The following is a 14,306-nucleotide window of genomic DNA, read 5'->3' on the forward strand; positions in this document are numbered from 1 at the left end:
CTAGGGATCGCCACAGCCATGACCGCAGCCGAGCACCCCGTCCTGCCGCGCCCGTCCTCGCCGCCCGACGACGTCAGGCCGCCGCAGGACCGGCGCCGGACGATCCGCCGCCGTCTGATCACGGCGACCATCATCGTGCTGCTCATCGGCATCCCGGCCGGCTATCTGCTGATCTCGGCGGGACAGAGCCGCCGCGCCGGTCAGAACAAGGAGGCCGAGGCGGCCGTGCGCAGCCTCCAGGAGGGCTGGCCGTCCCGGTTGCAGCGGCGGATCTACGAGCTGCCGATGCCCGGCAACGCACAGGACGTCCAGTACTACGAGACCAACAACTGGAAGGTCAGCCGGCTGTACGTGGAGTTCCGCACCACCTCCGCCGGGCTCGACCGGTTCCTGAGCCGGCTGGGCAGCGGCCGTTCCGCCCTGGAGCCCGGCAAGGTGACCATCGGCGCCCGCGACCGGCAGGTCTCCGGCTGGAGCTTCAACCCCGGCGTCCAGTGGGCGGGCACCACGCACACCAACGAGGGGCCGCGGCCCACCCAGGACATCACCGTGAACATGGCCGACCCGATGAGCCCCGTGGTGTACGTCGTCTCCGCCGCGACCCCCTGACCCGCGCCGCCCTCGCGCGCCGCGCTCTCCCGCCCGCGCCTTCCCGCCTGCCCTCCCTCGCGCGCGCCGCGCCCCCTGCCCCGCGCCCTTCCCGCCCGCGCCCCCTGCCCGGCGCCCGGCCCGCGGAAAGGCGCTCGCCGGGGTTCGCACCGCGCATTTCCTCGCCGGTCGATTTCCCGTCGACCGGCGTTTCCTTTCTCATTTTGGTTGGATTTTTGCCCCTCCTAGGGCGGCGGCTGTGAAGCTGGGCGAAGCCGGATTCCGAGGCCGCGGCCGGCGGCCTTCGGCGGAGAACCGATACCCCTGGAGGGCCTCGTATGAGCGACCAGCGCACGCCGGTGGAGGAAGAGCCGTCGGTCGGCCGGATCATGGGGATTCTGAGCGGATACTGGACGGCGCGGATTCTGCTGACCGCTGCGCGGTCCGACCTCTTCACCGCACTGTCCGGTACCTCGGCCACCGCCGCGGAACTGGGCGAACGGCTCGGCTTCCGGATGCCCGGAGCGAATGATTTCCTGCTGTCCCTTGCCGGACTGGGAATGGTGGAGGCCGCCGAGGACGGCACCTTTCGCAATTCCCCCGCCGCGGAACGGTATCTGGTGCGCGGACGCCCCGAATACATCGGCGGCTATGTGCAATTCGTCGATCGCGAGCTGAACACCGCGTGGGACGGACTCGGCACGTCACTGCGCACCGGACTCCCGCAGAATCCGGCCGCGCGGAAAGGGAACCCGTACGACACGCTCTACGCCGACCGGGAGGCGACCGAGTCCTTCCTGGAAAGCATGGACATGTTGAACACCCCCCTCCTGCAGCGGCTGGAGGGGCTGGAGTGGAGCGGCCACGCCACGTTCGTGGACGTCGGCGGGGCACGGGGCAACGTCGCCCGCCATCTGGTGCGGCGGCACCCGCACCTGAAGGGCGGGGTGTTCGACCTGCCGCAGCTGGAGGCGTCGTTCGACGCCCACATGAAGTCGCTCGGCGACGAGGGCCGGGTGTCGTTCCACCCCGGGGACTTCTTCGTGGACGAGCTCCCCGAGGCCGACGTGCTCATCCTGGGGCACGTGCTCCACAACTGGAGCACGGAGGACCGGCGCACGCTGCTGCGCAAGGCGTACGACGCGGTGCGCCCCGGCGGCGCGGTCGTCGTCTACGACCCCATGGTCAGCAACAGCAGGCCGCCGCTCTACGCGACCCTGGCGGCGCTGAGCATGCTGGTGTGGTCCGCCGGCGGGGGCGAGTACTCGGTCGGCGAATGCCACGCATGGCTCCGGGAGGCCGGATTCCGTCCGGAGACGGTCGGCCCCGAGGACACGCCGGACGACGTCCTGGTCATCGGCCGCAAGGAGCGCTGAGCACCGGCCGGAGAGGCCGCGCGACGGCCGCCGTCCGCATGGCGCACGACCGTGTCCCCAGCCGAGGAAGGCGATGAGGAAGACGATATGGATGCTTCTGTCATAGTCGTGGGAGCGGGTCCGGCGGGGCTCATGCTCGCCGGGGAGTTACGCCTGGCCGGCGTGGACGTGATCGTCCTCGACCGCCTTCCGCGGCGCACCGGGCAGTCACGGGGCATCGGACTCACCCCCCGTACCGTCGAGGTCCTCGACCAGCGGGGCCTGCTGCCGCGTTTCGGCGGCGTCGAGATGAGCGGCCAGGGGCACTTCGGCGGCATACCGCTGGACTTCGGCGTCCTGGGCGGCGACGACCGGGCCGCCAGGACCGTGCCGCAGTCCCTCACCGAGTCGGTCCTGGACGGATGGGCCCGTGAACTCGGCGCCGACATCCGCCGCGGCCACGCGTTCACCGGCCTGACGGACCACGGCGACCACGTCGAGGCGCAGGTGCGCGGACCCGCCGGCGAACAGACCCTGACCGCGCGCTACCTGGTCGGGTGCGACGGCGGCCGCAGCGACGTCCGCAAGGCCGCCGGGTTCGACTTCCCCGGCACCCCCGCCACCACCGAACTCCTCCTGGCCGACATCCGCGGCGTCGACCTGCCGCCCCGCACGGTCGCCGACCGCGTCGCCGACGGGATGGTGATGGTCGGCCGCCTCGCCGACGGCGTGCACCGCGTCATCGTCGCCGAGCGCGGGGCCCCGCCCCGGCGGCGCACGGCCCCGCCCCCCTTCACGGAGGTGGCCGACGCCTGGAAACGCCTCACCGGCATCGACATCTCGCACGCCGAACCGCTCTGGGTCAGCGCCTTCGGCGACGCCACCCGGCAGGTCACCGAATACCGCCGCGGCCGGGTGCTGCTCGCCGGCGACGCCGCCCACATCCACCTGCCGGCCGGCGGCCAGGGCATGAACACGAGCGTCCAGGACTCGGTCAACCTGGGCTGGAAGCTCGCGGCCGTCCTGAACGGCACCGCCGGCGCCGCCCTGCTGGACACGTACCACGGCGAACGCCACGAGGTCGGACGCCGGCTGCTCGCCAACACCCGCGCCCAGAGCCTGCTCCTGCTCGGCGGCACGGAGGTGGGGCCGCTGCGCGACCTCCTGACCGAGCTGACGCGCCACGAGGACGTCGCCCGGCACCTCGCGGCCGCGGCGAGCGGCCTGGACATCCGCTACGACGTGGGAGGCGGCGACAGTCCCCTGCTCGGCCGGCGGCTGCCCCGGCTGGAGCTGCGGCGCGGCGGCTCCACCACGTCCAGCACCGCACTGCTGCGGTCCGGCCGCGGCCTGCTGCTCGACCTGGAGGACACGGCGCCGCTGCGGCGGCGCGCGGCCCCCTGGACGGACCGGATCGACGTGGTCACCGCCGCCCCCCGGGGTGTCGTCCCCGGCGGCCCGCCCGACGGGGCCGGCGCGGTGCTGCTGCGCCCCGACGGCCACGTCGCCTGGATCGCGCCCGGCAGCCACGACGATCTGCCCACCGCACTGGAGCGCTGGTTCGGCCCGGCCGGACGGCCTCCCACCACCGCCGACCGACGCAACGTCCTGTGAGCGACCCGCACGGAGAGAGGTTCACGATGCACAGCACCCTGATCGTCGCCCGGATGGACCCCGGATCCGCCGAGGAGGTGGCCCGCGTCTTCGCCGCCTTCGACGCCACCGACATGCCGCACCGGATGGGCACCCGCCGCCGCGAGCTCTTCGCGTACCGCGGCCTCTACTTCCACCTCCAGGCCTTCGACGGCGACGACGGCGGGGAACGGATCGAGGAGGCCAAGACCGATCGGCGCTTCGTCCGGATCAGCGAGGACCTGAAGCCCCACATCGAGGCCTACGACCCCGCGACCTGGCGCTCTCCCGCCGACGCCATGGCGCATCGCTTCTACCACTGGAGCAGCAGGTGAGCGCCGCCGGCACCCGCCGGGTGGTCATCACCGGCATCGGCGTCACCGCGCCCGGCGGCCAGGGGACCAAGGCGTTCTGGCAACTGCTCACCGACGGCCGCACCGCCACGCGCCGGATCTCGCACTTCGACCCCACGCCCTTCCGCTCCCAGGTCGCGGCCGAAGTGGACTTCGACGCCGAGGCGGCCGGGCTCGGCCCCCAGGAGATCCGCCGCATGGACCGCGCGGCCCAGCTCGCCGTGGTCACGGCGCGCGAGGCGGTGGCCGACAGCGGGATCGACTTCCACGAGGCGGACCCGGCCCGCATGGGCGTGACGATCGGCAGCGCCGTGGGCGCCACCATCAGCCTGGACCAGGAGTACCGGACCGTCAGCGACGGCGGACGCCAGCAACTGGTCGACCACCGCTACGCCGTCCCCCACCTCTACCACCACATGGTCCCCAGCTCCTTCGCGACCGAGGTGGCCTGGACGGTCGGGGCGGAAGGACCCGCCACGGTGGTCTCCACCGGCTGCACCTCCGGCCTCGACGCGATCGGGTTCGCCACCGACGTGATCCGGGAAGGATCCGCCGACGTCATGATCGCCGGGGCCACGGACGCGCCGATCTCCCCGATCACCGTCGCCTGCTTCGACGCGATCAAGGCGACCACACCGCGCAACGACGACCCCGAGCACGCCTCCCGGCCCTTCGACGCCAGCCGCAACGGCTTCGTCCTGGGCGAGGGCTCGGCCGTCTTCGTCCTGGAGGAGGCCGCGAGCGCCCGGCGCCGCGGAGCCCATGTCTACGCGGAGATCGCGGGCTACGCCACGCGCTCGAACGCCTTCCACATGACCGGACTGCGCCCCGACGGCAGGGAGATGGCCGAGGCGATCCGCGTCGCCATGGCCGAGGCCCGGATCAACCCCGAGGACATCGACTACATCAACGCGCACGGTTCCGGCACCAAGCAGAACGACCGCCACGAGACCGCCGCCTTCAAACGAAGCCTGGGGGAGGAGGCGTACCGGACCCCGGTCAGCTCCATCAAGTCCATGGTCGGCCACTCGCTCGGCGCGGTCGGCTCCATCGAACTGGCCGCCTGCGCCCTGGCGATGGAGCACCACGCCATCCCGCCCACCGCCAATCTGCACACCGCCGACCCGGAGTGCGACCTGGACTACACGCCCCTGGTCGCGCGCGAGCAGCGGACGGACACGGTGCTCTCCGTCGGCAGCGGCTTCGGCGGGTTCCAGAGCGCGGTGGTGCTCGCCCGCCCCGACAGGAGGGAGCGGTGAACGCGGTCGCCGTGGTGACGGGGCTCGGCGTCGCCGCGCCGAACGGACTCGGGGCCCGGGAGTACTGGCCCGCCGTGCTCGCGGGCCGCAGCGGAATCGGCCGGATCTCCCGCTTCGACCCCTCGTCGTACCCCGCCCAACTGGCGGGCGAGATCGACGGGTTCCGCGCCGAGGACCATCTGCCCGGCCGGCTGCTCCCGCAGACCGACCGGATGACCAGGATCGCGCTCGTCGGCGCCGACTGGGCGCTCCAGGACGCCGGAGTCGATCCGGCCGCGCTCCCCGAGTACGACATGGGCGTGATGACGGCCAGCCACTCCGGAGGATTCGAGTTCGGCCAGAACGAGCTGAAGGCGCTGTGGAGCAAGGGCGGCCGGTTCGTCAGCGCCTACCAGTCCTTCGCCTGGTTCTACGCGGTCAACAGCGGCCAGATCTCCATCCGGAACGGGATGCGCGGCCCCAGCGGGGTCGTCGTCAGCGACCAGGCAGGCGGCCTGGACGCGCTGGCCCAGGCCCGCCGCCAGATCCGCAAGGGCACCCCCCTGGTCGTCTCCGGCGCGGTGGACGCGTCCATCTGCCCGTGGGGCTGGGTCGCCCAGCTCGCCAGCGACCGGATCAGCCGGGGGAGCGACCCCGCGCGCGCCTATCTGCCGTTCGACGACGACGCCGCCGGACACGTTCCCGGCGAGGGCGGGGCCCTGCTCGTCCTGGAGGACGCCGAGCACGCCCGCCGGCGCGGCGCGCCGCACGTCTACGCCGAGCTGGCCGGACACGCCTCGACCTTCGACCCGGCGCCGGGCAGCGGCCGCGCCCCCGGGCTCCGACGGGCGATCGAACAGGCCCTGGCCGACGCCGGGACCGCGCCCGAGGACGTGGACGTGGTCTACGCGGACGCGGCGGCCGTGCCCGACCTCGACCGGGCGGAGGTCGAGGCGATCACCGAGGTCTTCGGGCCCCGGGCCGTACCGGTCGCCGCGCCCAAGACCATGACCGGACGGCTCTACTCCGGCGCCGCCCCGCTCGACGTCGCCACCGCCTGCCTCGGCATCCGCGACGGGGTGATCCCGCCGGCCGTCCACAGCTCGCTCTCCGACCGGTACGAGATCGACCTGGTGACGGGTGCGCCGCGCAGCGTGCCCGTGCGCACCGCGCTGGTGCTCGCCCGCGGCTACGGCGGATTCAACTCCGCCGCCGTCCTCCGCGCCCCCCGGCACTGACCCGCGCGGCGCGGGACGCGGACCACTCCGCGTCCGGCCGCCGGTCCGGTCCGCGACCCGCCCATCGACGCACAGGAAGAGGAACCCCCATGCCCGACGGCCCCTTCACCCTCGACGCCCTCACGACCATCCTGCGCGAGGGCGCGGGCACGGACGAGGGCGTCGACCTCGACGGCGACGTCCTCGACTCGGAGTTCGAGGCCCTGGGATACGAGTCCCTGGCGATGCTCGAAACCGCCGGCCGCATCGAGCGGCTCTACGGGATCAGCCTCGACGAGGAGGCGTTCGCCGACGCGCGCACGCCCCGGCAGCTGATCGCGCTCGTCAACGACGGCCTGTCCGCCCAGCGGTCCGTCTGAGCCGCCCCGGCCCCGCCGGACCGACCCGTTCACGCCACCCCTCGCACACGACGCATTCAGGAGACGCAGCATGACCCGGAACTCCTCCAAGGTCGCCCTGGTGACCGGCGCCACCAGCGGCATCGGCCTCGCCGTCACCCGCCTGCTCGCCGCCCAGGGCCACCGGGTGTACCTGTGCGCACGCACCGAGGACACCGTCACCGCCCGGATCAAGGAACTCCAGGCGGACGGCCTGGACGTCGACGGGACCGTGGCCGACGTCGGGCGGCCGGACGACGTCCGGCGCCTGGTCGGGGCCGCCGTCGAGCGCTTCGGGACGATCGACGTCCTGGTCAACAACGCCGGCCGCAGCGGCGGCGGGGTGACCGCCGACATCACCGACGAGCTCTGGCTCGACGTCATCGAGACCAACCTCAACAGCGTCTTCCGCACCACCAGGGAGGTGCTGAACGCCGGCGGAATGCGCGAGAAGTCCTGGGGCCGGATCGTCAACATCGCCTCCACCGCCGGCAAGCAGGGCGTCGTGCTCGGCGCCCCGTACTCGGCCTCCAAGCACGGCGTCGTCGGCTTCACCAAGGCCCTCGGCAACGAACTCGCCCCCACCGGCATCACCGTGAACGCCGTCTGCCCCGGCTACGTCGAGACCCCGATGGCACAGCGCGTCCGCCAGGGCTACGCCGCGGCCTACGACGCCACCGAGGAACAGATCATGCAGAAGTTCACGGCCAAGATCCCGCTCGGCCGCTACTCCACGCCCGACGAGGTGGCCGGACTGGTCGGCTACCTCGTCTCGGACACCGCCGCCTCCATCACCGCGCAGGCCCTCAACGTCTGCGGCGGCCTGGGCAACTTCTGACCCCGCCGTGCCCCGCGCCCCGATCGCAGCCAAGGAGACGAACATGCCCCAGCAGTCCCCCCGGGAAGTCGAGCACGAGATCACCGTGCGGGCCCCGGCGGAAGAGGTCTACCGCCTCCTCGCGGAGGTGGCCAACTGGCCCCGGCTCTTCCCGCCCACGGTGTACGTGGACCACCTGGAGAAGAACGGCGACGAGGAGCGCATACAGATCTGGGCGACGGCCAACGGCCGGCCGAAGAAGTGGACCTCCCGCCGCCGGCTCGACCCCGGCAATCTGCGCATCGCCTTCGCCCAGGAGGTCTCCGCCCCGCCCGTGGCCCACATGAGCGGCACCTGGATCCTGGAGCCGCACGACGAGTCCCGGTGCCGGGTGCGCCTGCTGCACGCCTACGGGTCCGTCGACGACGACCCCGCCGGCCTCGCCTGGATCGACGAGGCGGTGGACCGCAACAGCCGCACCGAACTCGCCGCGCTGAAGGCCAACGTGGAACTGGCCGCGCACGCCGACGACCTCACGCTGTCCTTCGAGGACCGGGTGAGCGTCGACGGATCCGCCAAGGACGTCTACGACTTCATCGACCAGGCGCAGCTGTGGACCGAGCGGCTGCCCCACGTCTCCGACGTCCGGCTCACCGAGGAGGCGCCCGGCATCCAGACCCTGCGCATGGACACCACCGCCAAGGACGGCTCGACCCACACCACCGAGTCGGTCCGGGTCTGCTTCCCGTACCACGGCATCGCGTACAAACAGACCACGCTGCCCGCCCTGTTGAGCCTGCACACCGGCTTCTGGCGGTTCGAGGAGGGCGACGACGGCGTCTGCACGGCCGTCTCCCAGCACACCGTCGTGGTGAACGAACGCAACATCGCCCGGATCCTCGGCCCGGACGCCGGGGTCCAGGAGGCCCGCGCCTTCCTCCGCGAGGCCCTGGGAACCAACAGCCGGGCGACCCTGGCGCACGCCAGGGAATTCGCGGAAGGCCTGCGCTGAGCGATGGCGGACACAGCGGACGTGGACGTCCTCGTCGTGGGCGCCGGGCCGGTCGGGCTGCTGCTCGCGGGCGAACTGAGCGCCGGCGGCGCCCGGACGGTCGTCCTGGAGCGCCTCGCCGCGCCGACCGAGGAGTCCCGGGCCTCGATCCTGCACACGCGCACCATGGAGATCTTCGCCGCGCGGGGCATCCTCGACCGGCTGGGCCGCGTCCCGCGGGGCGGGCGCGGCCACTTCGGAGGCATCCCGCTCGACCTCGCCGAGGCCGACCCCGGACACGCGTACGCCGGACAGTGGGAATGCCTGCAGAGCCGCCTGGAACCGGTCCTCGAACAGTGGGCCGCGGATCAGGGGGCCGACATCCGAAGGAACCACCTGCTCACCGGCCTGACCCGGCACGACGACCGGGTCGAGGCCGACGTCCGCGGCCCCGACGGCGGGCCCCGGCGCCTCGCCGCCGCGTACCTCGTCGGCTGCGACGGGGAGCACGGCGCCGTGCGGCGGCTCGCCGGGATCGGGACGAGCGGCTACGACGCCACCCGGCAGATGCTCCGCGCCGACGTGCGGGGCCTCGACATCCCCGCCCGGCGCCTGCGGCGCTACCCCGGCGGCACGGCCACCGCCCACCGCCGCCCCGACGGGCGGACCACCCGCCTCATGGTGCAGGACCGGACCCGTGCGCCCGAACCGCGCACCGGGGAGCCGGACTACGCCGAGGTCGCCGCCGCCTGGGCCCGGGTGACCGGCGAGGACGTCCGCGACGGCACACCGGTCTGGGTCGACGCCTTCGACAACCGCCGCCACCAGGCCGTCCGATACCGCGAGGGCCGGCTCCTCCTGGCCGGCGACGCGGCCCACGCCCAGCTGCCGGTCGGCGGCCAGGCGCTCAACCTCGGCCTCCAGGACGCCGCCGGCCTGGGCGCGAGGCTCGCGGCGCGGGTCACGGGACGCGCCGGCGATACCGCGCTCGACGACTATCACGCCGAGCGGCACCCCGTGGGAGCCCGCACCCTGGCCAACATCCAGGCCCAGGAGCTGCTGCTGTTCGGCGGGCCCGAAGTCGACGGCGCGCGCGAGCTGTTCGGCGAACTGCTCGGCATGCCGGCGGTCCGCCGCCACCTCGCCCGGATGATCAGCGGCCTGGACGGGCCCGCCCCGCCCCCGCCGCCCGCGCCCCCGGCGCCCTCCCCGGAGACCACCCGCCCATCGACGACACACGGGAGTTCCACCATGGACAGGCTCACCGGCAGGACCGCCCTGGTCACCGGGGCCAGCAGGGGCATCGGCCGCGCCACGGCGGTGCGGCTGGCCCGCGAAGGCGCCCTGGTCGCCGTGCACTACGCCGCCAACGACGAGGCGGCCCGGGAGACCGTCACCCTGATCGAGAAGGAGGGCGGCCGCGCGTTCCCGGTCCGCGCGGAACTCGGCGTCCCCGGCGACGTGCACGAACTCTTCCTCGGCCTCGAACGGGGCCTCAAGGAGCGCACCGGCGGGACCGCGCTCGACATCGTGGTGAACAACGCGGGCGCCACGAGCGCCGAGGGCACCCCGCCCGAGGAGGTCACCGCGGAACAGCTGGACCGGTACTTCGCGGTGAACGCAAGGGCGCCGTTCCTCATCGTGCAGCGCGCGCTGCGCGACATGCCCGACGGCGGACGCGTCATCAACATCTCGTCCGCGCTGACCCGGTTCGCCGCGCCCGAGCAGGTGGCGTACTCCATGACCAAGGGGGCGATCGAGCAGATCACCCTGCACATGGCCAAGCACCTGGCCCCCCGGCGCATCACCGTCAACAGCGTCGCCCCCGGCATCACCGACAACGGCGGGCCGGTGTTCGACATCCCGGAGGCCGTGGAGCAGATGGCGCAGGTCTCCGCGTTCAAACGGGTCGGCGAGGCCCGTGACGTCGCGGACGTCGTGACCTTCCTGGCGACCGACGAGGCCCGGTGGATCACCGGTTCGTTCGTCGACGCCAGCGGGGGAACGCTGCTCTGACCCGCGGCGGAACGGTCCGGCCGCGCACCGGCGGGGCCAAAACCGCGGAGCCACCCGACCACCAGTGACAGGAAGGCACATCATGGCGGCCACCAGCCCCCGCATCGCCCTCGTCACGGGCGCCAACAAGGGCATCGGACGCGCGGTGTCCCGCCGGCTCGGCGAGCTGGGCCTGCGGGTCTACCTCGGCGCCCGGGACCCGGACCGCGGCCGGCGGACCGAGCGCGAACTGCGCGCCGAGGGACTGGACGCCCGCTATGTGCACCTGGACGTCACCGACGAGTCCTCCGCGGCCCGCGCCGCCCGGCACATCGACGAGGAGTCCGGACGACTGGACGCCCTGGTGAACAACGCGGGCACCGGGGCGCCCGTCGCCCCGCCCAGCGAGACGCCCGTCCACGTGGTGCGCCGCACCTACGAGACGAACGTCTTCGGGGTGATCGCCGTCACCAACGCCGTGCTGCCGCTGCTGCGCCGCTCCCGGTCGGCGCGCATCGTGAACGTCAGCAGCCTGCTCGGATCACTCGCCCACGCCGCGGCCCGGGAGGACCCCAGCGGAGTCTTTCCCGAGGGAGTCTTCCCGGCGGTGCTGGACTACAACACCTCCAAGGCGGCGCTCAACGCCCTCACCGTCACCTACGCCAACGAACTGCGCGCCGAGGGAATCCTGGTGAACTCCGTGTCCCCCGGCTTCGTGGCCACCGACATCAACGGCCACCGCGGACACCTCACCCCGGAACAGGGAGCGCGCCTGCCCGTACTGCTCGCGACCTGCGGCGACGACGGGCCCACGGCCGCCTTCCTCGGGGAGGACGGCTCCCCGGCCGGCCAACCGCTGGCCTGGTGACGACGGGAGCGGAACGACGATGACACCGAACCGAACGACCGGCGCCCCGGCCGCCGCGGGCACGTCCCCGGCCTGGGGAGCGGCGCAGTGGGTCCTGCTGTGCGTCCTGTCGGGGAACATGCTCCTGGACGCCGTCGAGGTCTCCGTGGTGCTCGTCGGCCTGCCCACGGTCGGCGACGCCATGGGCATGTCGATGTTGACCGCCCAGTGCCTGATGAGCGGGTTCGCCCTCGGGTTCGCGGCGATGCTGCCGCTGGGCGGCCGCGTCGCCGCGCGATGGGGGCGAAGCCGCCCGTACCTGGCCGCGATGGCCGTCTTCGCCCTCGCCTCCGCCGCCGGCGGTCTGGCCGACAGCGAGTCGCTGCTCATCGCGACCCGGGTGGTCAAGGGCTGCTGCGCCGCGCTGACCGCGCCCTTCGGGCTCGCCATCATCGGCACCGCCTTCCGCGAAGGCCCGGACCGGCGCCGGGCCGTGTCCGTCTACTCCATGTTCGGCGCGACCGGGTTCACCGCCGGGCTGCTGCTCTCCGCCGCGCTGCTGACGTCCAGTTGGCGCTGGACGTTCTTCTTCCCGGCCCCCGTCGCCCTCGTCCTGCTGCTCGTGGCGGCGCGCGTGATCCCCGCCGGACCCGGCGCCGCGAGTCCGGCGCCGGGCCCGTCGCCGCTGCGGGACGGACGGCTGCGGCGATCGGCGATCGGGGCGGCATCCCTCAACGGCGTCTACGCCGGTCTGCTGATGCTGGTCACCTTCCAGATCCAGCAGCGCCTCGGCTGGTCGCCCTGGCGCTGCGCGCTGGCCCTGCTGCCGGCGTGCGTCCCCCTGATGGCGACGGTCCCGTTCTCGGGGCGCCTGGTCGCCCGCTGGGGCACCGAGCGGCTGATCGCCCTGGGCGCACTGGCCTCCTTCCTGGGCTGCGCGGTGTACGCGTGGCGCGCGCCGGAGCAGTCCTACGGGACGGCGATCCTGCCCGCGCTGCTGCTGGTGGAAGCGGCCTTCGTCCTCTCCTTCGCCGCGCTGAACACACAGGCGACCGCCACGATCCGGCCCGCCGACCGGGGCCCGGCCGTCTCCCTCTACCAGACCGGGGTGCAGCTGGGGGCGGTGGTGACGCTGCCGCTGGTCGCGCTGTCGGCGGGCGGGGCCGGCCACCGGTCGGCGCCGTTGTGCCTGGCGGCGGTCGGCGCGGCGGGTCTGACGGCCGCGCTCACCGGCCTGCGACGCACGGCACACCGCTGACCGCGGACCCTCCCGCCCGCGCGCTCCCCACCACCGTCCATCGAAAGGCCCTTCATGACCGCCACCCCGATCCGCCTCGCGGTCCTCGTCGGCAGCGTCCGCGAGGGACGCCTCGCCCCCGTCGTCGTCGACTGGTTCACCGGCCGGACGCGGACGCGCGCCGACCTCGACGTCGATGTGATCGACCTCGCGGACCACCCGCTGCCCCTGACGAGGGCGGCCTGTGTCGAGACGCCGTCCGGGGACGCCGGGCGGCGGCACCGCGAGCTGGCCGCCCGGCTCGCCGCCGCCGACGCGTTCGTCGTGGTGACACCCGAGTACAACCACTCGTACCCGGCGGCGCTGAAGAACGTCCTCGACTGGTACCTCGACGAGTGGGCGGCCAAGCCGGCCGGGTTCGTGTCCTACGGGGGCCTGGGCGGCGGACTGCGCGCGGTGGAGCATCTGCGCCAGGTCTTCGCGGAGCTGCACGCCGTCACCGTTCGCAACGGCGTCAGTTTCCACCATCCGTGGGAGCTGGTCGGCGGCGACGGCCGGCTCTCCGCCCCGGCCGAGAGCGAGGCCGCCGCGAAGGCCATGCTGGATCAGCTGGTGTGGTGGGCGCGCGCGCTCCGGACGGCGCGCAGCGCGTCCCCCTACCGGCGCTGAGCGCGGCGGACGGCGCACCCGACAGGCGCGGACAGCGGGAGCGGGAGCAGAAACAGAAACGAGGAGCAGGAGCAGGAGTGGGAGAAGAAGGAGGAGAGCGTATGAGCCGTGTCGCCGGAGAGGGCATGCCGGACGTCCGGCGCGCCGGTGTGGCGTCCGTGTTCGTGGGCCGTCGCCATGTGCCGGACCGCGCCCGGGCACGGGCCGTTCTGGAACGGACGGTCGCCGGCTGGAGCGAGCACCCCTGGCCGGCCGGGGTCCTCTCGTTCAGCTGCTATCTGAGCACGGAGGAGGACACCGTGCTCACCTACGCGCAGTGCTCCGACGCGTACGCCCGCGGGGCGTTCCCGGACGCGCCCGACGGCCCGGCCGGGCGGCGCGCGGCGGACGACGGCGTGCGGACCTGGCCCCGCGCCGGAGCCGTCGAGTACCGGCTGCGGGCCAGCGTGGTGCCGGAGGGCGCCTCCGGCGCACCGGCGTGCATGGTCATCGCCACGTTCGACGTCGACGACGCCGGGAGGCAGGACGCGGTCATCGGCTCGCTGGTCGACGCGCTCCGGGCGCACCCGGCCGGGCGGCCGCCCGGCATGCTCTCCGCCAACTTCCACGCCAGCGTCGACGCCACACGCGTGCTCAACTACGCGGAGTGGACCTCGGACGAGGCCCACCTCGCGTTTCTCGACAGCACCGCCAGGGACGCCACGATGCGCGCCAGCGGCGGCATCCCGGGGGTACGGCCCATCGGTTTCCAGCGGTACCACCTCCACCGCGGCATGACTCGCTGAGCCGCCCGACGGCCTCTGCAGTTCCGGTGTGGATCTCCTGACCCCGATCTGACAATCTCCGGCCCCGCTTCCGCGGAACCTGTCCTTCCGTCCGGAGCTTGCACCGGCGGCCGTTGGAAATGCCCTGGGGACCCCTGAAGGATGGAATCCGCCGGCGCTTCCGCCGACTTGCCGACAGGAGTCG

General features: G+C 73.5%; 14 protein-coding genes. All 14 read left to right on the forward strand.

The genetic code is table 11. From position 1 onward, the window contains the following. The first annotated feature begins 18 nt into the window (after positions 1-18). The 14 genes from WA762_RS19965 to WA762_RS20030 all read left to right on the forward strand — a co-directional run bounded on the left by WA762_RS19965 (position 19) and on the right by WA762_RS20030 (position 14,122). Positions 19-609: a hypothetical protein gene (locus WA762_RS19965; protein WP_335937369.1), complete on the forward strand. Its 591-nt coding sequence runs from the start codon at positions 19-21 to the stop codon at positions 607-609. Between the two features lie 317 nt (positions 610-926). Beyond that, a complete protein-coding gene (locus WA762_RS19970) occupies positions 927-1,964 on the forward strand; it encodes a methyltransferase (protein ID WP_335937256.1) in 1,038 nt (345 codons plus the stop codon). A gap of 87 nt (positions 1,965-2,051) precedes the next feature. After that, entirely contained in the window at positions 2,052-3,557 is a 1,506-nt protein-coding gene (locus WA762_RS19975) for an FAD-dependent monooxygenase (RefSeq protein WP_335937257.1), read from the forward strand. Positions 3,558-3,583: 26 nt separating this feature from the next. Next, positions 3,584-3,910 carry a TcmI family type II polyketide cyclase gene (locus tag WA762_RS19980; RefSeq protein WP_335937258.1) on the forward strand — a complete coding sequence of 109 codons (327 nt, stop codon included), beginning with the start codon at positions 3,584-3,586 and terminating at the stop codon, positions 3,908-3,910. After that, positions 3,907-5,187 carry a beta-ketoacyl-[acyl-carrier-protein] synthase family protein gene (locus WA762_RS19985; RefSeq protein WP_335937259.1) on the forward strand — a complete coding sequence of 427 codons (1,281 nt, stop codon included), beginning with the start codon at positions 3,907-3,909 and terminating at the stop codon, positions 5,185-5,187. The genes WA762_RS19980 and WA762_RS19985 overlap by 4 nt, the downstream gene beginning before the upstream one ends. Next, positions 5,184-6,404: a ketosynthase chain-length factor gene (locus WA762_RS19990; protein WP_335937260.1), complete on the forward strand. Its 1,221-nt coding sequence runs from the start codon at positions 5,184-5,186 to the stop codon at positions 6,402-6,404. The genes WA762_RS19985 and WA762_RS19990 overlap by 4 nt, the downstream gene beginning before the upstream one ends. A gap of 89 nt (positions 6,405-6,493) precedes the next feature. Next, complete coding sequence (locus tag WA762_RS19995) at positions 6,494-6,763, forward strand: acyl carrier protein (RefSeq protein ID WP_335937262.1); 270 nt, start codon at positions 6,494-6,496, stop codon at positions 6,761-6,763. A 70-nt stretch (positions 6,764-6,833) separates the two neighbouring features. Then, positions 6,834-7,619 (forward strand): 3-oxoacyl-ACP reductase FabG, encoded by a 786-nt coding sequence (fabG, locus tag WA762_RS20000; protein ID WP_335937263.1) that lies wholly within the window; start codon positions 6,834-6,836, stop codon positions 7,617-7,619. 43 nt (positions 7,620-7,662) lie between these two features. After that, positions 7,663-8,610 carry an aromatase/cyclase gene (locus tag WA762_RS20005; protein ID WP_335937265.1) on the forward strand — a complete coding sequence of 316 codons (948 nt, stop codon included), beginning with the start codon at positions 7,663-7,665 and terminating at the stop codon, positions 8,608-8,610. A 3-nt stretch (positions 8,611-8,613) separates the two neighbouring features. After that, positions 8,614-10,605 carry an SDR family oxidoreductase gene (locus WA762_RS20010; RefSeq protein WP_335937266.1) on the forward strand — a complete coding sequence of 664 codons (1,992 nt, stop codon included), beginning with the start codon at positions 8,614-8,616 and terminating at the stop codon, positions 10,603-10,605. Between the two features lie 82 nt (positions 10,606-10,687). Continuing rightward, on the forward strand, positions 10,688-11,452 hold the full coding sequence (locus tag WA762_RS20015; protein WP_335937268.1) for an SDR family oxidoreductase: 765 nt from the start codon (positions 10,688-10,690) through the stop codon (positions 11,450-11,452). 19 nt (positions 11,453-11,471) lie between these two features. Beyond that, positions 11,472-12,689: an MFS transporter gene (locus tag WA762_RS20020; protein ID WP_335937270.1), complete on the forward strand. Its 1,218-nt coding sequence runs from the start codon at positions 11,472-11,474 to the stop codon at positions 12,687-12,689. A 54-nt stretch (positions 12,690-12,743) separates the two neighbouring features. After that, the gene (locus WA762_RS20025; protein WP_335937271.1) at positions 12,744-13,337 is read left to right on the forward strand and encodes an NADPH-dependent FMN reductase; all 594 of its coding nucleotides are present in this window, start codon (positions 12,744-12,746) and stop codon (positions 13,335-13,337) included. A 101-nt stretch (positions 13,338-13,438) separates the two neighbouring features. After that, complete coding sequence (locus tag WA762_RS20030) at positions 13,439-14,122, forward strand: putative quinol monooxygenase (RefSeq protein WP_335937272.1); 684 nt, start codon at positions 13,439-13,441, stop codon at positions 14,120-14,122. The last annotated feature ends 184 nt before the right edge of the window (positions 14,123-14,306 follow it).

The organism is Streptomyces tyrfis (genome assembly GCF_037034285.1).
Taxonomy (GTDB): Bacteria; Actinomycetota; Actinomycetes; order Streptomycetales; family Streptomycetaceae; genus Streptomyces.

Bases quoted from the DNA above. Each gene is read 5' to 3' on its own strand.
- WA762_RS19965 (WP_335937369.1), top strand. From the start codon at position 19: ATGACCGCAGCCGAGCACCCCGTCCTGCCGCGCCCGTCCTCGCCGCCC.
- WA762_RS19970 (WP_335937256.1), top strand. From the start codon at position 927: ATGAGCGACCAGCGCACGCCGGTGGAGGAAGAGCCGTCGGTCGGCCGG.
- WA762_RS19975 (WP_335937257.1), top strand. From the start codon at position 2,052: ATGGATGCTTCTGTCATAGTCGTGGGAGCGGGTCCGGCGGGGCTCATG.
- WA762_RS19980 (WP_335937258.1), top strand. From the start codon at position 3,584: ATGCACAGCACCCTGATCGTCGCCCGGATGGACCCCGGATCCGCCGAG.
- WA762_RS19995 (WP_335937262.1), top strand. From the start codon at position 6,494: ATGCCCGACGGCCCCTTCACCCTCGACGCCCTCACGACCATCCTGCGC.
- fabG (WP_335937263.1), top strand. From the start codon at position 6,834: ATGACCCGGAACTCCTCCAAGGTCGCCCTGGTGACCGGCGCCACCAGC.
- WA762_RS20005 (WP_335937265.1), top strand. From the start codon at position 7,663: ATGCCCCAGCAGTCCCCCCGGGAAGTCGAGCACGAGATCACCGTGCGG.
- WA762_RS20010 (WP_335937266.1), top strand. From the start codon at position 8,614: ATGGCGGACACAGCGGACGTGGACGTCCTCGTCGTGGGCGCCGGGCCG.
- WA762_RS20015 (WP_335937268.1), top strand. From the start codon at position 10,688: ATGGCGGCCACCAGCCCCCGCATCGCCCTCGTCACGGGCGCCAACAAG.
- WA762_RS20020 (WP_335937270.1), top strand. From the start codon at position 11,472: ATGACACCGAACCGAACGACCGGCGCCCCGGCCGCCGCGGGCACGTCC.
- WA762_RS20025 (WP_335937271.1), top strand. From the start codon at position 12,744: ATGACCGCCACCCCGATCCGCCTCGCGGTCCTCGTCGGCAGCGTCCGC.
- WA762_RS20030 (WP_335937272.1), top strand. From the start codon at position 13,439: ATGAGCCGTGTCGCCGGAGAGGGCATGCCGGACGTCCGGCGCGCCGGT.